Source organism: Hymenobacter sediminis (genome assembly GCF_003231285.1).
Lineage (GTDB): Bacteria > Bacteroidota > Bacteroidia > Cytophagales > Hymenobacteraceae > Hymenobacter > Hymenobacter sediminis.
The window spans coordinates 726,740-745,617 of the sequence record NZ_QKNS01000001.1; the positions used below are offsets into that span (position 1 = coordinate 726,740).

Below are 18,878 nucleotides of genomic sequence, written 5' to 3' on the forward strand. Positions count from 1 at the left end.
TACAGCAGCGCATTCGAATTCGCCGGTTTGCGGCAGTAGCTGGAGCAGCTACCGAAACGCAGAAACCCCACGGCGAGGCGATACGCGGCAAAGCGACCGGGGCAGTGGGGGTGAAGAGGGCGAAAGCGAGAGTGTTTTCCATGGTACTCCTGAGTTATATGCCCCGCCAGCAAAAGCTTGGTCGGGCAGGAATTGGCACCTTTCGCGCGGTCGAAGGTTGCCAGCGGGTCACGGAGCCTGTTCTCTCGCCGCTTCTGTATAAATCTTATGAAAACTATCCCGCCGCGAGCGGGAGAGTACCGAGTTGGTATTGCAAAGGTATAGTGCTGTTTTTGATATATGCAATAGGTGGCTGAAAAATATTATTTCCGCTTGCTATGGTTACTGTGGAGTTTGAGGGCAGTAGATTGTTGTATTTAATAGATTGGTTTTCAATGGATAAATTCTGTGAAAGATCAGCAGGGTTTAAGTCTGAGCTAAGGGGTAGGCCCTTGCCCATTGATGAAAATAATTGCCCTCGGTACTCAATCTGAGTACTCGGTGTTTGCAAAAACTGACTGCTAAAAAGCAAAAAAGCCACTCTAGGTAGAGTGGCTTTTTTAGGATATTTCGAAGCTGAGGTTAAGGCTTATAACTTGGGCAGCGTCAGCACCTGGCCTACTTCGATGTGGTCGGGGTTAGAGCCGATGATGTTTTTGTTGGCATCATAAATCTGGTGCCATTTGGCAGCATCGCCGTAATGATGCTTGGCAATTTTGGAAAGCGAGTCGCCGCTCACTACCGTATAGGTTTCGCCCTGAGCAGCAGCCGGAGCGCCCGCGGGCTGGTTAGCGTTGCCAAAAAAATCAGTAGCGCCGCCGGCAGCCGGTTTAGCAGCAGGTTGAACAGGCTTTTTTTCGCCGTCGTTAGAGAGGAAATCAAACAGTCCCATGGCAGTAAAGTCAAGTAAGTGTGGAGGAAAGCGCCCGCTAAGGGGTAGATACCGGGCATTGGTTTCGGTTATTACGCCAAGGCCAGCAATAAGTTATAGGGTTGAAGCTCAACTGGGGGTAGGCTGAACATCTTGCGTTAAGGGCGCGTAAGAAGCCCAAGGTCAGCCGTTCGGTCGGCCACTTTTCTCTCTTTTACTCATTCTCCCTACCCCATGAAAACTCACGCTTCCCCCTTGCGCTATCTGGCCAGCCTGCTCCTGTTTGTGACCCTTTTTGCGGCCTCCTGCGGCAGCAAAGAAGGCAAAGTAGAAGGCGTAAACATGCTTTACGGCACCGAAAGCAAAGTCTGGAAAACCGATAAGGAACTGGATTCTGCTGGTGATAAGGTAAAGCAGACCGATGCCCAGGAAGATGAGCGCATCACCTTCTTCGCCAACAAGCAGTACAACATGACCTCGCCCGCCGGTGCTGTAAACGGTAAGTACGAGTTCGACCAAGCTGGCAAGAAAATCACGATGACGCCCGACGGCGCTTCCCAGAGCAATACCTTCGATGTAGTGACCCTCACCGATGACAAGCTCACGCTGCGTAGCCCCCAAGGTGCTGAGCTGCGCCTGGAAAAAGAGTAATCCATCCGAACACTAGAAAGAAGCCCTTTCGCTTAGCTGCGAAAGGGCTTTTTTATTTCAGGCGATTATAGGAGTGTTGCAAGCATGTGGGCTATGCAGGTTTAACACAGGTTAAAATGTTCTACAAGCCTGATTGGACGGCAGAATGCTCAAATGAGGTGTAAGCTTCTTACACAGCTTACTTGAGGATTATGATAATATAGTAGGATATGTTGGTGATATATTTATTTTTGTTTGGGCCTGAGGAAGATCAGGCTGTATTAAGCTTACTCATTTTTCGTGCATATGATACCAACTATACCAGCGCGCCAAAGGGCGTCGCTTTGTAGCATGCTTATGCTTCTGATGCTTCCCCTGTGGGGCTGGGCACAGACAGTTGGCACCATCGCTGCCTTCGACTTTAACGCGGGTACCAGTTACGAAACCCTGACGCCGGTGCTTGCCACGGGAATTACTGCTAGAGCATCGTCGTCTGACGCATTTGCAACCAGCACTGGCACTGCAACTGGCCCCGGGGCATTTGTGGCAGCTGCAATAGGGCCAGCTCTTTCCATAGCCAACTCCAGCGGTGCCAACGTTAAATACTACCAATTTACCCTGGGTGGCAGCAATCTGAGTAATTACTCAGCTTATAAGCTATATCTGCAAACACAGCGCTCTGCCAGTGGTGCCACTACTATTACGGTGTCTTATAGCACTGATGGGGGTAGTACCTTTACTGCTCTAGCTAATTCCGTCTCTGTGCCTGAAAGCAGCTTTGGTGAGCGGCTACTTGATTTATCGGGTGTAACGGCACTGAACAATAAAGGCAGCATAATTTTCAGGTTGTCATTAAGCGGAGCAACCACCACTAGCGGCACATTTCGGCTGGATAATTTTCAAGTTCAAGCTACTTCGTCCTTGAACCCTACCCCCGTCCTCACGGGCGTAAGCCCAACTAGCATTGCGGCTGGCAGCAACGGCTTTGTGCTAACCATAACGGGCAGCGGGTTTATTAGCGGCAGCGTAGTGCGTTTCAATGGTGCTGACCGGCCTACCACATTTGTAAGCGCTACTCAACTAACAGCCACCATTTCGGCTACCGATGTAATACAGGCTGGTTCCTACCCCGTAACGGTGGCAAACCCCTCGCCGGGCGGTGGCACCTCGGGCAGCGTCAATTTTGTGGTAACGCCCGTAGTACGTTGGGACGGTGGCGCGGGTACTAGCAGCTGGTTTGATGCCCGCAACTGGGACACCGATGCGGTTCCGACTACCACCGACGACGTGTTGCTGGACCACGCCACCGTTGCGGGTCGCTACACCGTAGTGCTGGATGCGGGCGGAGCCGTAGCACCGGCTGTAACCCCTACAGCTGAAGTTCGGTCTCTGACCATCAACCCGGCCGCCGGCGACTCTATTCTGGTAGAAATTTCGGCGCTGAATACGGCTACTACTCCACTGCGGTTGAACCGGACTGGAGCTGTGGAAACTGCTTTAGCCATCTATAACAAAGGTGTGTTGACGAACGGCAGTGATGCCGGTAGCATTGACGCTTTAGGGACGGCATCTACCTTCTATCTATACAATGGTGGTACTTACCGCCATTACACTGACCGACCCCACGTAGGCTTGCTGGAAAACATAGCTGCCGTAGCCGGCACGGAGGCGGGTAACTGGGAGTTTAGGGCTAAAAACCAAACTAGCAGTACTCCTTCTATTGCCGGACGGACTTACCCAAATCTCATCTTTCGGAATCGATTAGGGCAGCCTTTTACGAATTACACTGGCAGCGGGTCCAATCCATTAACAGTTCGAGGTAACCTGATTATTGGGCCAGCAGCTATATTTAATGCCTCCACGACCAGCGAAGTTCGGGTGGCGGGCGACATTGTTGTGCAGGGTTCTTTTCGCTTCGTACCTCAAACTCCCGGTAGCACTACTGTACGAATGGTGTTAAATGGCACCCGGCCCCAGCGTATTAGTGGAGTAGCCTGGGGTAGCACGGTTCCTACTACCCCAACAGGTGGGTACTTGGCTGCCGATGTGCCCCTGCAAATCAATAACACCAGCCCCGAGGGTGTCACGCTGGCTACTCCCGTTACGGTGAACAATGTGTTGCAACTGACAGCAGGGCGGCTCAACACAGATGCAATTAACATCCTGACCCTGCTTAACCAGCCTAGCGGCGGCTCCGATAACAGCTTCGTGAATGGCCCTGTAGCTCGCGCAGCTAGTGGAGCTGCTACCCTTACATTTCCCCTGGGCCGCACAGATGCGCAGGGCCCCGCCTACCGCCCCCTGACGCTCAACATCAGTAGCCTCAGCCGGGCCACCACGTTCACGGCCACCCAGACCGAGGGCGGATTTGCCACCAAGGCCCTGACCGGTGACCTGCGCCGCCTGAACGCTACCCGGTATTTCACGGTGACGCCCACACCAGCCCTCACCAGCTCCGATGGGTTCAGCGGTACCATTACCCTCAGCAGCGGACCCCGGTGCCAGCACCCTGGTAGTTGCCAAAAACGACGGCAACGGCTGGGTGAATATCGGGCGGAGCGCCAGCTCCGGCTCCACAAGTACCGGCAGCTTTGTAGCGGGCACCCTTACTTCGGGCACGTTTACTTCCTTTAGCCAATTCGCTCTAGCCAGCACCGACGCGGCAGCTACCCCCAACCCGTTGCCCGTGACGCTGCTGCACTTCCGGGCCGAAGGTAAGCCCGAAGGTGTACGCCTGAGTTGGGCAACCGCTACTGAACTGAACAACGCGCGCTTCGAAATTCAGCGTAGCCTCGATGGTCGGGAGTTTGCTACCGTAGCTACACAGCTGGGGCAAGGCACTAGCACTACCTCGCGTGCCTACACCTGGCTGGATGCTGCGCCACCCAAAGGCACAGTATACTACCGCCTGCGGCAGATAGATACCAACGGTTCCAGCCAGTGGTCGGGGGTAGCAGTAATTCAGGAACGGGCAATTGCTACGTTCTATCCCAATCCAGTACAGGAGGAGCTTACCATTCAGGCAGCCGCGGGGCTACAGTACCGCGTGCTGAGCCCACTGGGCCAGGTAGTACTCCGCGGCCAGACAGCACCAAGCACCACCCGTTTGGATGTGCGGCAGTTGAAACCGGGCGTGTACTACCTCCAGCTGGAAGGTGCCGGAAATGTAGAGGGTGTCACCTTTTACAAGCAGTGAGGGGTAGGGAGGGGCTCACAGGGAAAATGTCGCGCTACACGGATGATCTATGTAGATTACCGTCGGTAACGGTTACTCTATTCTCTTGCTATGTTCCGTCTGTGTTTTGTGGTAGTCAGCCTGTTGCTGTTGGTTGTTGTAGTGCCTCTTGGCCTGTTTGCGCAAGTGCCGGCTCCAAAATGGCCCGTTCATTCTATCCGAACCATTTCTGCTGCTGACACCAGCTTCCAGGATCTGGAGTTTCTGCGGCGGGAAATTGGTGGCGCACGGGTGGTAATGCTGGGGGAGCCTACCCACGGCGTGGGTACTGCCACCGAGGCCAAAATCCGGCTGATACGGTTTCTGAAGGAGCAGATGGGCTTTAACACCGTGGCCTTTGAAAGCGGCTTTTATGCCCTAAACCACGCGGAGCGGGAAATTCAGGCCGGAGCTCCGGTGCAGGCGGCTATTTCTGCCTCGGTCTATCCGGTCTGGACGGAGACAAAGGAGTTTCAGCCCCTGCTACCCCTGCTGGGTAAAGGGAAGATGCACGTGGCGGGCTTCGACTCCCAGGTCGGCTGGGGCGACGATGATATGCTGGAGGAGCTGGAAACCTTTCTGAAGCCGGAAAAAGGCAGTAGTGATATTGCCTATGATTACCTGGATGAGTGCATAAGCACCATGGGAGAGCATAACATATTCCCGCCTTCACATCAGCGGGTGTTGTTCAATATGCAGTTGGGGAAGGCGCGTAAGATATTGGAGAAAGTAGTCGGCAGCGCCGCTAACCCGCGCCGGGAGCGGGCCGAGTTCTGGCTGCAGCAGCTGCGCAGTATACAGGCCCTAGCCCAGGATTATGCCACCAACGACCCAGGCGCTAAGGATTCGGCTAGTTTCAAGGCTGCCGACAGCAACGCGCGTGACGCCCAAATGGCCGATAATCTGCTGTGGTATCTGCGGAAACATCCGCGGGAGAAGGTGATTTGCTGGGGCGCCATCGGGCACCTGTCTGATAAGACAGCCGGACTGGAAAGCCCCGAGCTTAACGGGTTTCGGCCCATGGGACAAACGGTAAAGGAAGCCCTGGGAGAGGATGCAGTGTATGTGCTTAGTACACTAGCCGGGGGCGGCACGCATGGGTTTGGCTACTGGGGCAAGCATCAGTTGGTGCCCTCGCCTATTGCGGGTTCCCTGGAAGCCGATTTACTAGCGCTGGGCCAGCCCTACAGCTTTGTGAGTTTGAAACACGATGCCCGGGGCCGCCGGCTCACTACGTACGCTTTTGAATTTCTGCCAATTTCCGGACCCTGGAGCGAAGCAATAGATGGCCTGCTGTACCTGAAAACCATAGCGCCACCTCAATCTGCCGCAAAAGAGGCGGTTGCTGCAATAGCAGAGCCGGCAACAGCATTGGCCCCGCCAGCCGTGCTGGGGCGGCCGAACGCCGCCACGCGCCTGGCGGCCCAAAGTGGCGCTACTCTCTCACTCAGCGGCACGGTGCTCGACCGTAAAACCGGGCAGCCGATACCTTTTGCTACCGTAGCCATTCCGGCTCGGAGCGCGGGCACTATCACCGATGCGCAGGGGCGTTTCCGGCTGCAGGCGCGCCTGGGAGAGGTGGTGCAGGTGAGCAGCATTGGATATGAGCCTGCTACGTTGCCAGCCCAGCGAACTACCGCCCTGAGTGTGCGGCTCATGCCCGCCGCCTTTGCCTTGGCCAACGTGCGCGTGAGTGCTCAGTCGCAGGACCCAAAGCGCATCATGAAGAAGGTAATTAAGGCCATTGAAACCAATTATGAGCGGCAGGATTATACCCAGCAAACGTACACGCACCGCCGCATTATGGGGTTCGATACGTTGCGCCACGAGGTAGAATATACCGGTCAGCAGTGGACCCCCGCCGGTTATCATCACTGGGCGGGCGGCTTCCTGATGCTGGAAAAGCGTCCAGTACTGCGGGTGCTGGAAAAGCAGATACTGGCCGGGAATAGTGACGGCCGCGTTTATAGTGAGCCGGGCTATGGTTTCTCGGGCGGCTTCGACCCGGTGCGGATTTCTCCCCTTTTCAAAGACGCTACCCTTACCAAATTCCGGTTGCAGCTGGATAGCATTGAGCAGCGCGGCGGAGAGGCCTATTACGTCCTTAGCTTCGCGGCCAAGCGGGCCAGCCAACGAGCTACCGGAATGGGTTTCGTTCAGGGCTACTCTGGCAGAATTTACGTGCGGCAGCAGGATTATGCGGTAGTGCGCTATGAAAGCCTCTGGCAGCACGACACGGCAGAAGTAAACGCCATAGCGCACAAATACTATGGTACCAGGAGCAACCTGCGCCACTACTTCCCGGCTGTATATCAGGACCACCGCACCACTCATGTCGTAACGTACCAGCAAGCCAGCAACGGCCGCTACTACGCTGCCGCTAGTATAGCCCAAGCCGTGGAGGTGGGCCATGTGTTAGGCCGCAGTCCGTTCTATAATCAGAAAACCTGCGACGTATACTATACACCGCCCATAGTGGTGCCGGCTACTGAGGTAGAAAACATCAGGGCGCATCCGGAGCTGCGCGGCACTGGCACCGGTGCCTGGGAGGTATCCGCTACCCCAGGCCGCCCCGAGTTCTGGCAAACCTACCAGCGCCCTATGCCTGCTCAGCCCAGCCAGGAATTGAAAGCCATTAGGCCCTGATCGGTAAAAAGAAAAGCGCCTTCCGGAGTTATCAGGAAGGCGCTTTAGCTGACATACGGTTGGGCTGTGCTTTAGGACTGCATGACCTGCTCTACCTTGCGCTTGCCGAAGATGCGGGCTACCCAGCGGGGTAGGAACACCGCGCCCAGCACTAAGTAGAGGTAGTAGGTTACCACGCGGTAGAGCAGCACCATGAAGTTGGTCATGGTGGGTGTGCCGATGAACTTACCGAAGAAGGTAGGGAAGGCACCCTCGGCAATGCCCGCGCCGCCCGGCGTAATGGCAATCAGCAGAATAACCTTGTAGGTGAGGTTGCGCCCGAAAATCAGCCAGAACTCTGGCCACGTCACGTTGATAAACGCCGCAATCAGGCACCCGATAACCAAGTAGCGCGCCGTCCAGACGAAGGCTGTGCTTAAGGAGGCGCGCAGCCAGTAGGCCAGGCCGTTGCCACGCAACTCCGCCGAGGCCAACACCATTTCGTTGCCCATTTTATAGGCCTTGCTGCGGAAGCGCCGGATGCCACGTACTGAGAACAAGCGCACCAACAGCCGCTTCACAGCTTGTGGGTTGATGAAAATGGCGTACATCATCAGCAAAGCATACACCGTCACGAACACGTAGCTCAGGATGAACCCTACCCTAAGAGTAGCCACCAACCCACCTTGTAGGGCTTCGTGGGGGTAGAGGGCGTCGCCCCCAACGAGCACTACTAGCGGCACGGTCAGCACATAATACAGGTTGTCGAGCATGGCTGTGGCCATAATATAAGCCACCGATTTGCCCAGCGGAATTCCTTCCTTGTGTAGCAGCACCGGCGCCACAGCCGTTCCGCCCACCGCCGAGGGTAGTACGCACGAGGAGAATTCCCAGAGCATAATTACATCCAGGGCCGCCCGCCAGCTCAGTACTTTTTGAGTAAGGTAGCGGATGCGGTACACGTAGCCGGCGTCGCGGGCCACCAGCACGGCCAGCATAACGAGCAGCCACTCGGGCTTGGCATCGGCCAGCGGAGCCAGGTCGCCGGGCTTGTAGCTGCGCCAGAACATAAACCCCACCACCCCTAACCCAATCAGTACCGGCAGAATAATCCGCGAAGGACGGAGCTTATCCAGCAGTTGTTGGTCTTCGGTCTGGGTTTCGGTGAGTTGAGGCATGCGGCGGAAGGGGGTGGTAAGAACAGTAAAGGTACGGATTCGGGTAGGGGAGGATGTTAAAGTGTAGTTAATAGGTGAGAAGGGGTAGTAACAGATGAATTGTGTATCACCATTTACCCGTCGCCCTGCCCCTCAACATTCAGCACTGAATTTCGTAACTCGACAGTTCAACCGCTCGACCGGAAAAGCCGTAACTTTGTTGACTGTACGTGCAGGTAGTCTAATGCAAGCTTAACCTTTTGCCTCAGCTACCTGTTGCCTTGCTACTTATCCTCTTTTTCTACCCCCGCACATGATTGTTGAACCTGGTGCCCTGCTGGCGGAGATTAATTCCCCCGACGACCTGAAGAAGCTCAGCCCGGACCAGTTGGTTCAGGTTAGCCAGGAGCTGCGGCAGTTTATCATCGATTCTGTATCAATTTATGGCGGGCACTTTGGAGCTTCGCTGGGGGTAGTAGAATTGACGGTGGCCCTCCACTATGTCTTCAACACGCCCTACGACCAGCTGGTATGGGATGTGGGGCACCAGGCCTACGGCCACAAAATCCTCACCGGCCGCCGCGACCGGTTCCCGACCAACCGCCGCTACAAAGGCATGTCGGGGTTTCCGAAGCGCAGCGAAAGTGAGTACGACGCCTTTGGGGTAGGCCACAGTTCCACCAGCATCGGGGCCGCCCTGGGCATGGCCGTGGCTTCCGACTACAAGAAGGAGTTTGACCGCCAGCACATTGCCGTGATTGGCGACGGAGCCATGACGGCCGGTATGGCCTTCGAGGCCCTCAACCACGCCGGGGTGGAGAAATCCAACCTGCTGGTTATCCTCAACGACAACTGCATGAGCATTGACCCCAACGTGGGCGCGCTCAAGGAATACCTCACCGACATTACTACCTCCCGCACCTACAACAAGGTGCGCGACGAGCTGTGGAATGTGCTGGGCAAGCTCAGCAAGTTCGGCCCCAACCCCCAGCAGATTGCCCGCAAGGTAGAGTCAGCCATGAAGGCTACCCTGCTCAAGCAGAGCAACCTGTTCGAAGCCCTGAACTTCCGCTACTTCGGCCCCGTGGACGGCCACGATGTACAGCACCTCGCTACCATCCTCAACGACCTAAAGAGCATTCCCGGCCCGAAAATCCTGCACTGCGTGACGGTAAAGGGCAAAGGCTACGCTCTGGCCGAAAAGGACCAGACCCTGTGGCACGCCCCGGGCCTGTTTGATAAGGTGACGGGCGAAATCCACAAGAAAACTTACGAGAAGCCCCAGCCGCCCAAGTACCAGGATGTATTTGGCGAAACCATCGTGGAGCTGGCCGAGCAGAACGACAAGATCATGGGTGTGACGCCGGCCATGCCTTCGGGCTGCTCGCTCAACATCATGATGAAGCAAATGCCCACCCGCGCCTTCGACGTGGGCATTGCCGAGCAGCACGCCGTAACCTTCTCGGCGGGCCTGGCCACGCAAGGGCTGGTGCCGTTCTGCAACATTTACTCCTCGTTCATGCAGCGCGCCTACGACCAGGTAGTGCACGACGTGGCCCTGCAGAACCTACACGTCGTGTTCTGCCTCGACCGCGCCGGTTTCGCCGGCGCCGACGGCGCTACCCACCACGGCTGCTACGACCTGGCCTATATGCGTTGCATCCCGAACATGGTGGTTTCGGCCCCTATGAACGAGGATGAGCTGCGCAACCTAATGTACACGGCTACCCTACCGGAAAACGCCGGTCCGTTCAGCATCCGCTACCCCCGCGGCGAAGGCGTAATGCCGGAGTGGCGCAAGCCTCTGAAGAAGCTCACCATTGGCACGGGCCGGGTGGTGCGCGAAGGTGAAGGCGTGGCAGTACTTAGCATCGGGCACATCGGCAACTACGCCGTGAAGGCTACCGATAAACTGCTCGCCGAAGGACTCAACCCCGGTCACTACGACATGCGCTTCTGCAAGCCCCTGGACGAGGAAATGCTGCACCGCATTGCCCGCCAGTACAAGGCCATTGTAACTGTAGAAGATGGTTGCCTGCAGGGTGGCTTTGGGGCCGCCGTGCTGGAGTTCCTCGCCGACCACGGCTACGCCCTACCCGTGCGCCGCCTCGGCATCCCGGACCGCATCGTGGAGCACGGCACCCAGGACGAACTCTACAAAGAATGCGGCTTCGACGCCGACGGTATTGCCACCGCCCTGCGCGAAATGGCCGGCAAAGTAGCTGCCCAGGCTTCGGTAGAAACGGTGCTGCTATAAGCTGGAGCTGATGGTATAGAAAAGCCCCGCTGGATTCGTCTGGTGGGGCTTCTTACATTGATACTGACCAACACTATGGCCTTCCGTACTCTACCCACTACAATTCCCCTGACGCTGTCATGCTGTAAACCGAGCTAGCCACAGTTGTTTGCCCTCGCAGGATCTAGTAGAATATGGGAACGAAAAAATATTTATTCGTGTAGGTACATCAATTAAAAAATGTCTCTACATTTGTTCCGGATTCAGCGGGGCAGATGCTCCAGAGTCTTTCAGTGTTACTAACCGCAACGCCTACTACTATGGCTACTACCACTTGGGCAATTGACCCCACCCACTCCGAAGTACAGTTCAAAATCAAGCACCTCGTTATTTCTACCGTTACGGGCTCGTTCAAGAAGTTTGAAGGCCAGGCCGTAACCGAAAACGACAGCTTCGAAAACGCCCAGGTAACGTTTGCCCTGGATGTAAACAGCATCGACACGAACCAGGAGCAGCGCGATGAGCACCTGCGTAACAACGACTTCTTCGACGCCGCTACCTACCCCCAAATCACCTTTACTTCGACTTCGCTGACCAAAACTGGCGACGACGAGTACAAGCTGGCAGGCAACATGACCATTAAGGACGTGACCAAGCCTGTAACCCTTGATGTGGAGTTTGGCGGCGTGGCTACCGACTTCTACGGCAACGAAAAGGCTGGCTTTGAAATCAGCGGCAAAATCAACCGCAAAGAGTTCGGCCTGACCTTCCACGCTGTAACCGAAGCTGGTTCCATCGTCCTGGGCGACGATGTGAAGCTCTCGGCCAGCGTGCAGCTCATCAAGCAGAAAGAAGAAGTAGCTGCATAAGCAGCATCTGCCACACGCCTATTGCGCTCAAACGAAGAGCCGGCTGCCCCTGTGGTTAGCTGGCTCTTCGTTTTTAGTGAGCATAACCCAAAGAATGCGCCCAGTCAGGAGGTTAAGAGAAGTGGCGAGATAATCAACATCAGAAAGCAGAGCATTAGCAACTCGTCTCGCCATCGTTGAGGCTGTTGCTGGCAAACACAAACCGGCCTAGCACAGCCCCGAACAGCCCTGTCGGAGCGGCAATGATGTAGTGCTGATGCTGTAGCTGAATAGAGGGCAGGCAGGGGAGGAAGTAAGCCAAATGAACCAAGCAAAAGTGCGTAATTGGGCCCATTCAACTAGGATACCTACTGTCGCTGCTCTTATGCCTTCTTCATCTCCTACCATTCTCTTCCTGCACGGCTTCGCCGAAAGCCGGGAAATCTGGACTGAATTCATCCGTGAGTTTCCCGAAGGCTACCGCTTGCTGGTGCTGGACCTACCTGGCCACGGTGCCAACGTGCACAACATGCAGGACTACAGCATGGAAGCTCAGGCAGAATATGTGGCAGAACAGTTGCGCGAGGAGGTTGCCGACCAGGTTTTGGTGGTGGGGCACAGTATGGGGGGCTACGTGGCCCTGGCTTTCGCGGAGCGCTACCCCAACCTGGTAGCCGGATTGGTGCTGTTCCACTCCACCGCCCTTCCTGATACGGACGAGAAGAAGGCCAACCGCGACAAAAACCAGGACTTCGTGCGCCGCCATGGGGTAGGGAAGTTCATGGATTCATTTATCCGGCCCCTGTTTGCGCCCGCTAACCGCGACACCATGCGGGACCAGCGCGAGCAACTGGAAGCCATTGGCCGCGCCACGCCAGAAGCAACCGTACTTGGCGGGTTGGAGGCCATGAAAAACCGCCCCGACCGCACCAAGGTTCTTCAGGAAGCAACGTTCCCCGTGCTGTTCATTGCCGGCAAAGACGACGTAGCTGTGTCCACTGAAAGCCTCCTACCCCAGATGGCTCTGCCAACCCAAAGCCACGCCCTGCTCCTCAGCAACGTTGGGCACTTGGGTTACCTGGAGGCCCCTGAGCTGACGCGCCGGGCGTTGCAGAATTTTGCGGGGGTAGTATTTCGTGCCGCAGCGAAGTAGCTCAGCTTTAACGCGAATCAGCTCAGGCCGTAAAGAAAGCAGGGCTGCCCTACTACAGGGCGGCCCTGTTTTTTCCTGTACCCTATGAGCACTTCCTTGCCTACCTTGGTATTTCTGCACGGCTTTTTGGAAAGTGCTGAAATATGGGACGAATTTCTGCGCGACTTTCCGCCTCACTACCATACCCTTCGGCTCAACCTGCCCGGCTACGGCCCGGAGCCGCCAACTGACATCGACTATTCTTTTGAAGCTGCTGCCGACTACGTGCAGGCCCAGTTGAAGTCTGAAAATGTGCATCAGGTGCTGTTGGTTGGCCATAGCATGGGGGGCTACGTGGCCCTGGCATTTGCCGAGAAGTTTCCGGCTCAGGTAGCAGGCTTGTGCCTGTTTCATTCTTCCTCCCTCCCCGATTCAGAAGAGGACCAGGGGAGGCGGCAGCGTAACCGGGAGTTTCTGGAGCAAAATGGGGTAGCAGCTTTCACTGAAGATTTTCTGAAGCCACAATTTTCCGCTGCTCACCGCGAGTCTATGGAACACCATGTGGAAATGCTGCAACGCATTGGCGCTGCTGTACCCCTGGAAACGGCCTTAGGTAGTATGGATGCTATGGCCCGCCGCCCCGACCGGCGTCCGGTGCTGGAAAAGGCTACTTATCCTGTTCTCTTCATCGCTGGCAAGGACGACAAAGCTGTGCCCCTGGAAAAAACGCACGAGGAAAGCCTGCTGCCCGATCATTCTACGGTGCTTTGGTTGGCTAGCGTAGGGCACGTAGGGTTTCTGGAGCGCCCCACCGATACGCGCAAGGCTATTGAAGGCTTTGCGGAGTTAGTATTTGGTAGACAGGTAGCACGCTGAGTTATCATAAACTCTTTGAAGCAACAACGCTGAGGCCATTCTAGCCTCAGCGTTGTTGCTTCAAAGAGTTTATGATAACTAGCCTTCCTTCAACGAAGCCTCTATACCCACTTATTCGTTGTTTTCAGACAGAGGAAGTTGCTAAAGTTGAGGATGGCTATCTAATGGCAAACGTTACTGGAATGATAAAAAACATGCTAGCTGGTTTGCCGTTTTGGCGGCCTGGGGTGAAATCAGCAATTCCGGCTACTACGCGCAAAGCCTCCTCATCGAGAGCAGGGTCTACAGAGCGGATGACAGTTGGTTGTGTAACTTTTCCTTGTTCATTCACGACGAAGTACACGAGTACTTCCCCTTGAATTTGGTTACGCAAGGCCGAAACGGGGTATTTGATATGGTGAGATGAACTGCTGATCAGGTCTTGCTTCAGCGGAACGGGCATCTCATCCAAGTACGGATAAATGGGCTGTGCCAGAAGCTGTACTAAAAGATCAGCAGAGTCTTCTTGGTAGTTGATAGGCAAAGTAATCGTGCTGGCTGTTGGCTGACCATTGGCAAAAGCTGGCTCCCAAGTAGGCATTTGGCTTAGATATTCCTGAGCGGCTGCGTATAGAGTTGCTGACGCAGCATTCAACTTTTTGCCTTTGCCTGAAGGAAGAATAGCCGTAGCCTTCGTTACTCGGCCGGCCGCATCAAGGTCAACCGTCACAAATACCTTTCCTTCAATTTTGCCGGAACGGGCCGTTTCGGGGTAGGGAGCCTTACGCAAGTAAGAATATAAGGCCTCCGGGCCGCCAGGAAATTGGGCATGTCTCTTTTCAGGCTGGATTGGTGCTTTACCAAGCCGCTCAGCTAGAATCTCCTCTACATTTAAGGGAAGCCGGAAGGTGATAGGCACAGTATAAGACACTGCCACGGGACGGCCTACTTGCCTACCTGGCTCCCAAGCTGGAAGGCTGGTAATGGCCCTGACTGCCTCTGCATCGAGAAGCGGATGTAAGCTTTTTACTACTTCTGCCCCTTGCACCTTACCTGAGGCCGCTACTACAAACTTTACGAATACTCGTCCCTGTAGACGTTGCTGTAACGCTTCCGTAGGGTAAATAATAGACTGGCCAATAGCCTGATATAGCGCGGTTTGTCCACCAGGGAATACAGGCATCTTTTCTACATAGGTGTATACTGCGCCATTGGTGGGAGCCTGCTCAGGCGCTTGGGCCTGAGCAGTACCACATGCCGTTAGTATAAGGCCGCTGACAATCAGCTGCCGAAATCCAAAAAACATATAATCAACTATAACAGGTAGAATAAGAATTGCTGGCTACGCTTGTAACAAGCCCATCTGTAGCATCTTCTCGGCGATTTGCACAGCATTGGTGGCGGCGCCTTTGCGCAGGTTATCGGCCACTACCCACATGTTGAGGGTGCGGGGCTGGGTTTCGTCGCGGCGGAGGCGGCCAACGAGCACGGCATCCTTGCCATGGGCGTCTTTGGGCATGGGGTACACGTTGTTCTTCACGTCGTCCACCACTTCCACACCTTCAGTTTCGCGCAGGATGCGGAGCACGTCTTCCAACTCGAATTCCTGCTCAAACTCCACGTTTACGGCTTCGGAGTGGCCGCCTACTACCGGAATGCGCACGGTAGTAGCCGTTACCCGAATGCTGTCGTCGCCGAGGATTTTCTTGGTTTCCTTCACCATCTTCATCTCCTCTTTAGTGTAGCCATTGTCTTCGAACACGTCGATGTGGGGCAGCACGTTCAGGTCGATGGGGTGGGGGTAGGCCTGGCTTGTTACCTCCTGGCCAGAGCGCTCCTGCATGAGCTGGTCCACGGCTTTCTTGCCGGTGCCCGTCACGCTTTGGTAGGTGCTCACCACAATGCGCTGCACCTTGTAGGTTTCGTGCAGCTTGTTGAGAGCCACCACCATCTGAATAGTGGAGCAGTTGGGGTTGGCAATGATTTTATCGTCGGCGGTAATTTCCTTGGCGTTGATTTCGGGTACCACCAGCTTCTTGGTGGGGTCCATGCGCCAGGCCGAGGAGTTATCGATAACCACGGTGCCAACTTCGGCGAAGCGCGGGGCCTGCTCCTTGGAAATAGAGCCGCCGGCCGAGAAGATGGCCACGGCCGGCCGGGCCGCAATGGCGTCGTCCATGCTCACCACCTTGTATTTCTTGCCCTGGAATTCAATTTCCTGGCCTACCGAACGCTCGGAGGCTACGGGCAGGAGTTCAGTGACCGGGAAGTTGCGCTCGGCCAGTACTTTCAGCATTTCGCCCCCGACCAGGCCGGTGGCGCCTACTACGGCTACTTTCATGGGGTTTCGGTGTTTACGAGGGCGTAAAGGTACATCACGATTTGTGGTTATATTTCACCCAGTGAAAGAAGGAGGGTAGCCCTGGCTTCGGCTGATTATCAGGTTGCTCGCTTCTGCTCACGGCGTACCTTATTCTACCCCCTGATTCCGCGTGAAACTATTGCTACTACTGGCGCTGTGCCTGGGCGCCACTACGGCTACAGCCCAGCTTACCGATACCTTCGCCGACGGTAACTTCACCCAAAACCCCACCTGGACCGGTGATGCGGCTTCCTTCCAGGTAAATGCCGCCCAGCAGCTGCAAACCAATGGCCCTGCTACCACAGGCACTGAGCTGCAGCTGGTAACGCCCTGTACCGCTACTACGGGTACTACCTGGGAATTTTGGGTTAATCTAAAATTGGCTACCAGCGGCGGCAACTACGCCGATGTGTGGCTAATGGCTGATGCTCCCGACCTGAAGGCGGCCGGCACCAAAGGCTACTTTGTGCGGCTGGGCGGCACCGCCGATGAGGTGTCGCTCTTCCGGAAAGATGCTACCGGAAGCCCGGTTTATGTGATTAACGGGCAGGATGCTACCCTCAACTCAACCACCAATAACCTGGTGCGGGTGCGCGTTACGCGCACAATTCAGAACCTCTGGACCCTGGAGCGCGACCTGACGGGCGGTACTGCCTTTAAGCCCGAAGGCAGCGCTACCGATGCTACTTATCAGCGCAGCGCTTACTTCGGGGTGTACGCTACCTATTCGCAGGCCAACAACCGTGGGTTCTACTTCGATGATTTTCGGGTGACGGATGCCACGGCGCCGGTGCTGCTGCGAGCCGCAGCGCCCAGCGCCCGCCAGCTCGACCTGACTTTCAACGAAGCAGTAGCGCCTACCCAGGCTGCTGGGAGCTACCGGCTCGGGGGCAACGGTGGCCCGGCCATAACCGCCGCCCTCCGGGATGCCACTGATCCGGCCCTCGTGCACTTTACCCTCGCTGCCGACTTGCCCCTGGGTAGCATAACGGTAGAGGCCCGCAACGTAGCAGATGTGTTTGGGAACGTAGCGGCGGGCCCACTTACAGCGAATTTTCAGAACAATGGCTTTCCGGTAGCGCCCGCGTTAAACCAGCTGCTCATCACCGAAATACTGGCCGATGAAACGCCCAGCGTAGGGTTGCCGGCTTCTGAGTTCGTGGAGATTCATAACCCCTCAGCTACGGCACTGCTTGACTTGGCCGGGGTGCGACTTCAGAAGCAGGGTAGCACCGGTAACCCGGCCGTGTTTCCGGGCGGCGCTGTATTGCTGCCGGGCGAGTACGCGGTGGTGTGCGGCAGTACCCGCGCGACGCAGTTTGCCGGCTACGGCAAGGTATTCGGACTAACCAACTTTCCCAGTTTGACCAACAGCGCCGATCAGCTAGTGCTACGGGGTAAAGACGGCCGCACCCTGTTTGAATTCAGCTACACCGATGCTTGGTACCGCGACGCGCGCAAGAAAGAGGGCGGCTGGACCCTGGAAATGGTAGATGCCACCAACCCCTGCGGCGGCCCCGAAAACTGGCAGGCCAGCCAGGATGCCACCGGCGGTACGCCCGGCCGTGCTAACTCCGTGCGTGCCTCCAACCCCGACCGCACCGCGCCCACTTTGCTCCGGGCTTTGGCCCTTACCCCAACCACAGTGCGGCTGTATTTTGGCGAGAAGCTGGACAGCACTGCGGCGGCTAATCCTGCGCTGTACACCCTTACCCCAGTTGCAACTATCACCCGCGTTGCGCCAGTTGGTCCCGATTTTCGATTGGTAGATTTGACCCTGGCTGCACCGCTGACGCCCAATCAGCCCGTGACGGTAACGGTGCAGCGCTTCTTAGATTGCGTGGGCAATGCCAGCGGCCCGGCTACTTCGGCCACGTTTGCCCTGCCCGCTCCCGTGGCCTCCGGCGACGTAGTCATCAACGAAATTCTGTTCAATCCGCGCTCCGGTGGGGTTGATTTCGTGGAAGTGCTCAACCGTTCCACCAACTACCTGGATGTGCAAGGCTGGCAGGTGGGTAGTGAGCGGGCTGGAGGTACCCTGGATGCAGAGCCCGTAAGCAGTGGTCCGATGCTGTTACCGCCGGGTGGTTTGTTGGTGTTTACTACCAGCCTTTCGGTGCTGCAAAGCCAGTACCCCGCCAGCATCAATCCAGCCAATATACTCCAGGTGCCTGCCCTGCCGACCCTGCCCGACGATGCCGGGGTAGTAGTGCTGCTCAATGCCCAGGCCCGGCCCCTGGACCGCGTAGCCTACTCCGAAAAACAGCACCTCAAGCTTCTTGACGACGTGAATGGCGTGTCCCTGGAGCGGATTCGGGCTACGGGGCCGAGTGAGGCCGGCAATTTTCACTCGGCGGCAGGCAGCGCGGGCTACGCTACACCCGGCCGCCCGAACTCCCAGCAGCAGGCGGACCCTACTGGCTCAGATGTATTGACCTTGGCGCCCGAGCTGTTCACCCCCGATGACGACGGCCAGCAGGATTTCACTACCCTCAGCTATCAGTTAGATGCTCCGGGCTACGTGGGCTCCGTGACGATTTATGATGCTCAGGGGCGACTAGCCCGCCAACTAGTGCGCAACGAAACCCTGAGCACGAAAGGCTTCTGGCAGTGGGACGGCCTTACCGACCGGGGCCAGAAAGCCGCCGTGGGCTACTACGTGCTACTCATTGAGCTGTTCAAGCCTAGTGGCGGACAGAAGCAGCAATACCGGAAAACGGTGGTGGTAGGAGCCCGTTTCTGACCAAGAAAGCCCCTCGTTTACGGTTGAGCAGGCAGCAGAACGCAAGCTCGGCATTGCGCGGAAATCTAAATAAAAATTCCAAAAAAATCCATACTCGACAATATCCTTTAAAAAAACAGGGCGTAAGAAGAGGCAGTCAAGGACTTCACCCTCAAACGTCTACCCC

The 18,878-nt window shown here is 56.2% G+C and carries 14 protein-coding genes and 1 riboswitch; of the genes, 9 read left to right on the top strand and 5 right to left on the bottom strand.

The window, feature by feature from the left end:
* Positions 1 to 151: 151 nt before the first annotated feature.
* Positions 152 to 265: riboswitch (SAM riboswitch) on the bottom strand.
* Between the two features lie 363 nt (positions 266 to 628).
* On the bottom strand, positions 629 to 931 hold the full coding sequence (locus tag DNI29_RS03070; protein ID WP_110976588.1) for a LysM peptidoglycan-binding domain-containing protein: 303 nt from the start codon (positions 929 to 931) through the stop codon (positions 629 to 631).
* Between the two features lie 213 nt (positions 932 to 1,144).
* Here DNI29_RS03070 and DNI29_RS03075 point away from each other — a divergent pair, with 213 nt between their 5' ends.
* The 4 genes from DNI29_RS03075 to DNI29_RS03085 all read left to right on the top strand — a co-directional run bounded on the left by DNI29_RS03075 (position 1,145) and on the right by DNI29_RS03085 (position 7,400).
* Positions 1,145 to 1,561, top strand: a complete 417-nt coding sequence (locus tag DNI29_RS03075; RefSeq protein ID WP_110976589.1) for a lipocalin family protein — start codon at positions 1,145 to 1,147, stop codon at positions 1,559 to 1,561.
* Between the two features lie 900 nt (positions 1,562 to 2,461).
* On the top strand, positions 2,462 to 4,174 hold the full coding sequence (locus DNI29_RS24405) for an IPT/TIG domain-containing protein (protein ID WP_162303486.1): 1,713 nt from the start codon (positions 2,462 to 2,464) through the stop codon (positions 4,172 to 4,174).
* Positions 4,175 to 4,226: 52 nt separating this feature from the next.
* On the top strand, positions 4,227 to 4,736 hold the full coding sequence (locus tag DNI29_RS03080; RefSeq protein WP_162303487.1) for a T9SS type A sorting domain-containing protein: 510 nt from the start codon (positions 4,227 to 4,229) through the stop codon (positions 4,734 to 4,736).
* Between the two features lie 90 nt (positions 4,737 to 4,826).
* Positions 4,827 to 7,400 carry an erythromycin esterase family protein gene (locus DNI29_RS03085; RefSeq protein ID WP_110976591.1) on the top strand — a complete coding sequence of 858 codons (2,574 nt, stop codon included), beginning with the start codon at positions 4,827 to 4,829 and terminating at the stop codon, positions 7,398 to 7,400.
* Positions 7,401 to 7,471: 71 nt separating this feature from the next.
* Here the strand turns inward: DNI29_RS03085 and DNI29_RS03090 are convergent, their stop codons facing one another.
* On the bottom strand, positions 7,472 to 8,557 hold the full coding sequence (locus tag DNI29_RS03090) for a lysylphosphatidylglycerol synthase transmembrane domain-containing protein (RefSeq protein ID WP_110976592.1): 1,086 nt from the start codon (positions 8,555 to 8,557) through the stop codon (positions 7,472 to 7,474).
* Between the two features lie 292 nt (positions 8,558 to 8,849).
* On the opposite strand from DNI29_RS03090, the gene dxs reads away from it, so the two are divergent.
* Complete coding sequence (dxs, locus tag DNI29_RS03095; protein ID WP_110976593.1) at positions 8,850 to 10,793, top strand: 1-deoxy-D-xylulose-5-phosphate synthase; 1,944 nt, start codon at positions 8,850 to 8,852, stop codon at positions 10,791 to 10,793.
* A gap of 299 nt (positions 10,794 to 11,092) precedes the next feature.
* Positions 11,093 to 11,641, top strand: coding sequence for a YceI family protein (locus DNI29_RS03100; RefSeq protein ID WP_110976594.1), 549 nt, complete (start codon positions 11,093 to 11,095; stop codon positions 11,639 to 11,641).
* Positions 11,642 to 11,795: 154 nt separating this feature from the next.
* Here DNI29_RS03100 and DNI29_RS24410 read toward each other — a convergent pair whose 3' ends face one another.
* Positions 11,796 to 11,942: a hypothetical protein gene (locus DNI29_RS24410; RefSeq protein ID WP_162303488.1), complete on the bottom strand. Its 147-nt coding sequence runs from the start codon at positions 11,940 to 11,942 to the stop codon at positions 11,796 to 11,798.
* Between the two features lie 63 nt (positions 11,943 to 12,005).
* Between DNI29_RS24410 and DNI29_RS03105 the strand changes: the two genes are divergently transcribed.
* Both DNI29_RS03105 and DNI29_RS03110 read left to right on the top strand, forming a co-directional pair.
* On the top strand, positions 12,006 to 12,773 hold the full coding sequence (locus DNI29_RS03105; protein ID WP_162303489.1) for an alpha/beta fold hydrolase: 768 nt from the start codon (positions 12,006 to 12,008) through the stop codon (positions 12,771 to 12,773).
* A gap of 84 nt (positions 12,774 to 12,857) precedes the next feature.
* The gene (locus tag DNI29_RS03110; protein WP_110976596.1) at positions 12,858 to 13,628 is read left to right on the top strand and encodes an alpha/beta fold hydrolase; all 771 of its coding nucleotides are present in this window, start codon (positions 12,858 to 12,860) and stop codon (positions 13,626 to 13,628) included.
* A 157-nt stretch (positions 13,629 to 13,785) separates the two neighbouring features.
* On the opposite strand, the gene DNI29_RS03115 is transcribed toward DNI29_RS03110, so the two are convergent.
* Positions 13,786 to 14,913, bottom strand: a complete 1,128-nt coding sequence (locus tag DNI29_RS03115) for a TonB family protein (protein WP_110976597.1) — start codon at positions 14,911 to 14,913, stop codon at positions 13,786 to 13,788.
* 36 nt (positions 14,914 to 14,949) lie between these two features.
* Complete coding sequence (locus DNI29_RS03120; protein ID WP_110976598.1) at positions 14,950 to 15,948, bottom strand: aspartate-semialdehyde dehydrogenase; 999 nt, start codon at positions 15,946 to 15,948, stop codon at positions 14,950 to 14,952.
* A 151-nt stretch (positions 15,949 to 16,099) separates the two neighbouring features.
* Between DNI29_RS03120 and DNI29_RS03125 the strand changes: the two genes are divergently transcribed.
* Positions 16,100 to 18,712, top strand: a complete 2,613-nt coding sequence (locus tag DNI29_RS03125; RefSeq protein ID WP_123823047.1) for a lamin tail domain-containing protein — start codon at positions 16,100 to 16,102, stop codon at positions 18,710 to 18,712.
* The last annotated feature ends 166 nt before the right edge of the window (positions 18,713 to 18,878 follow it).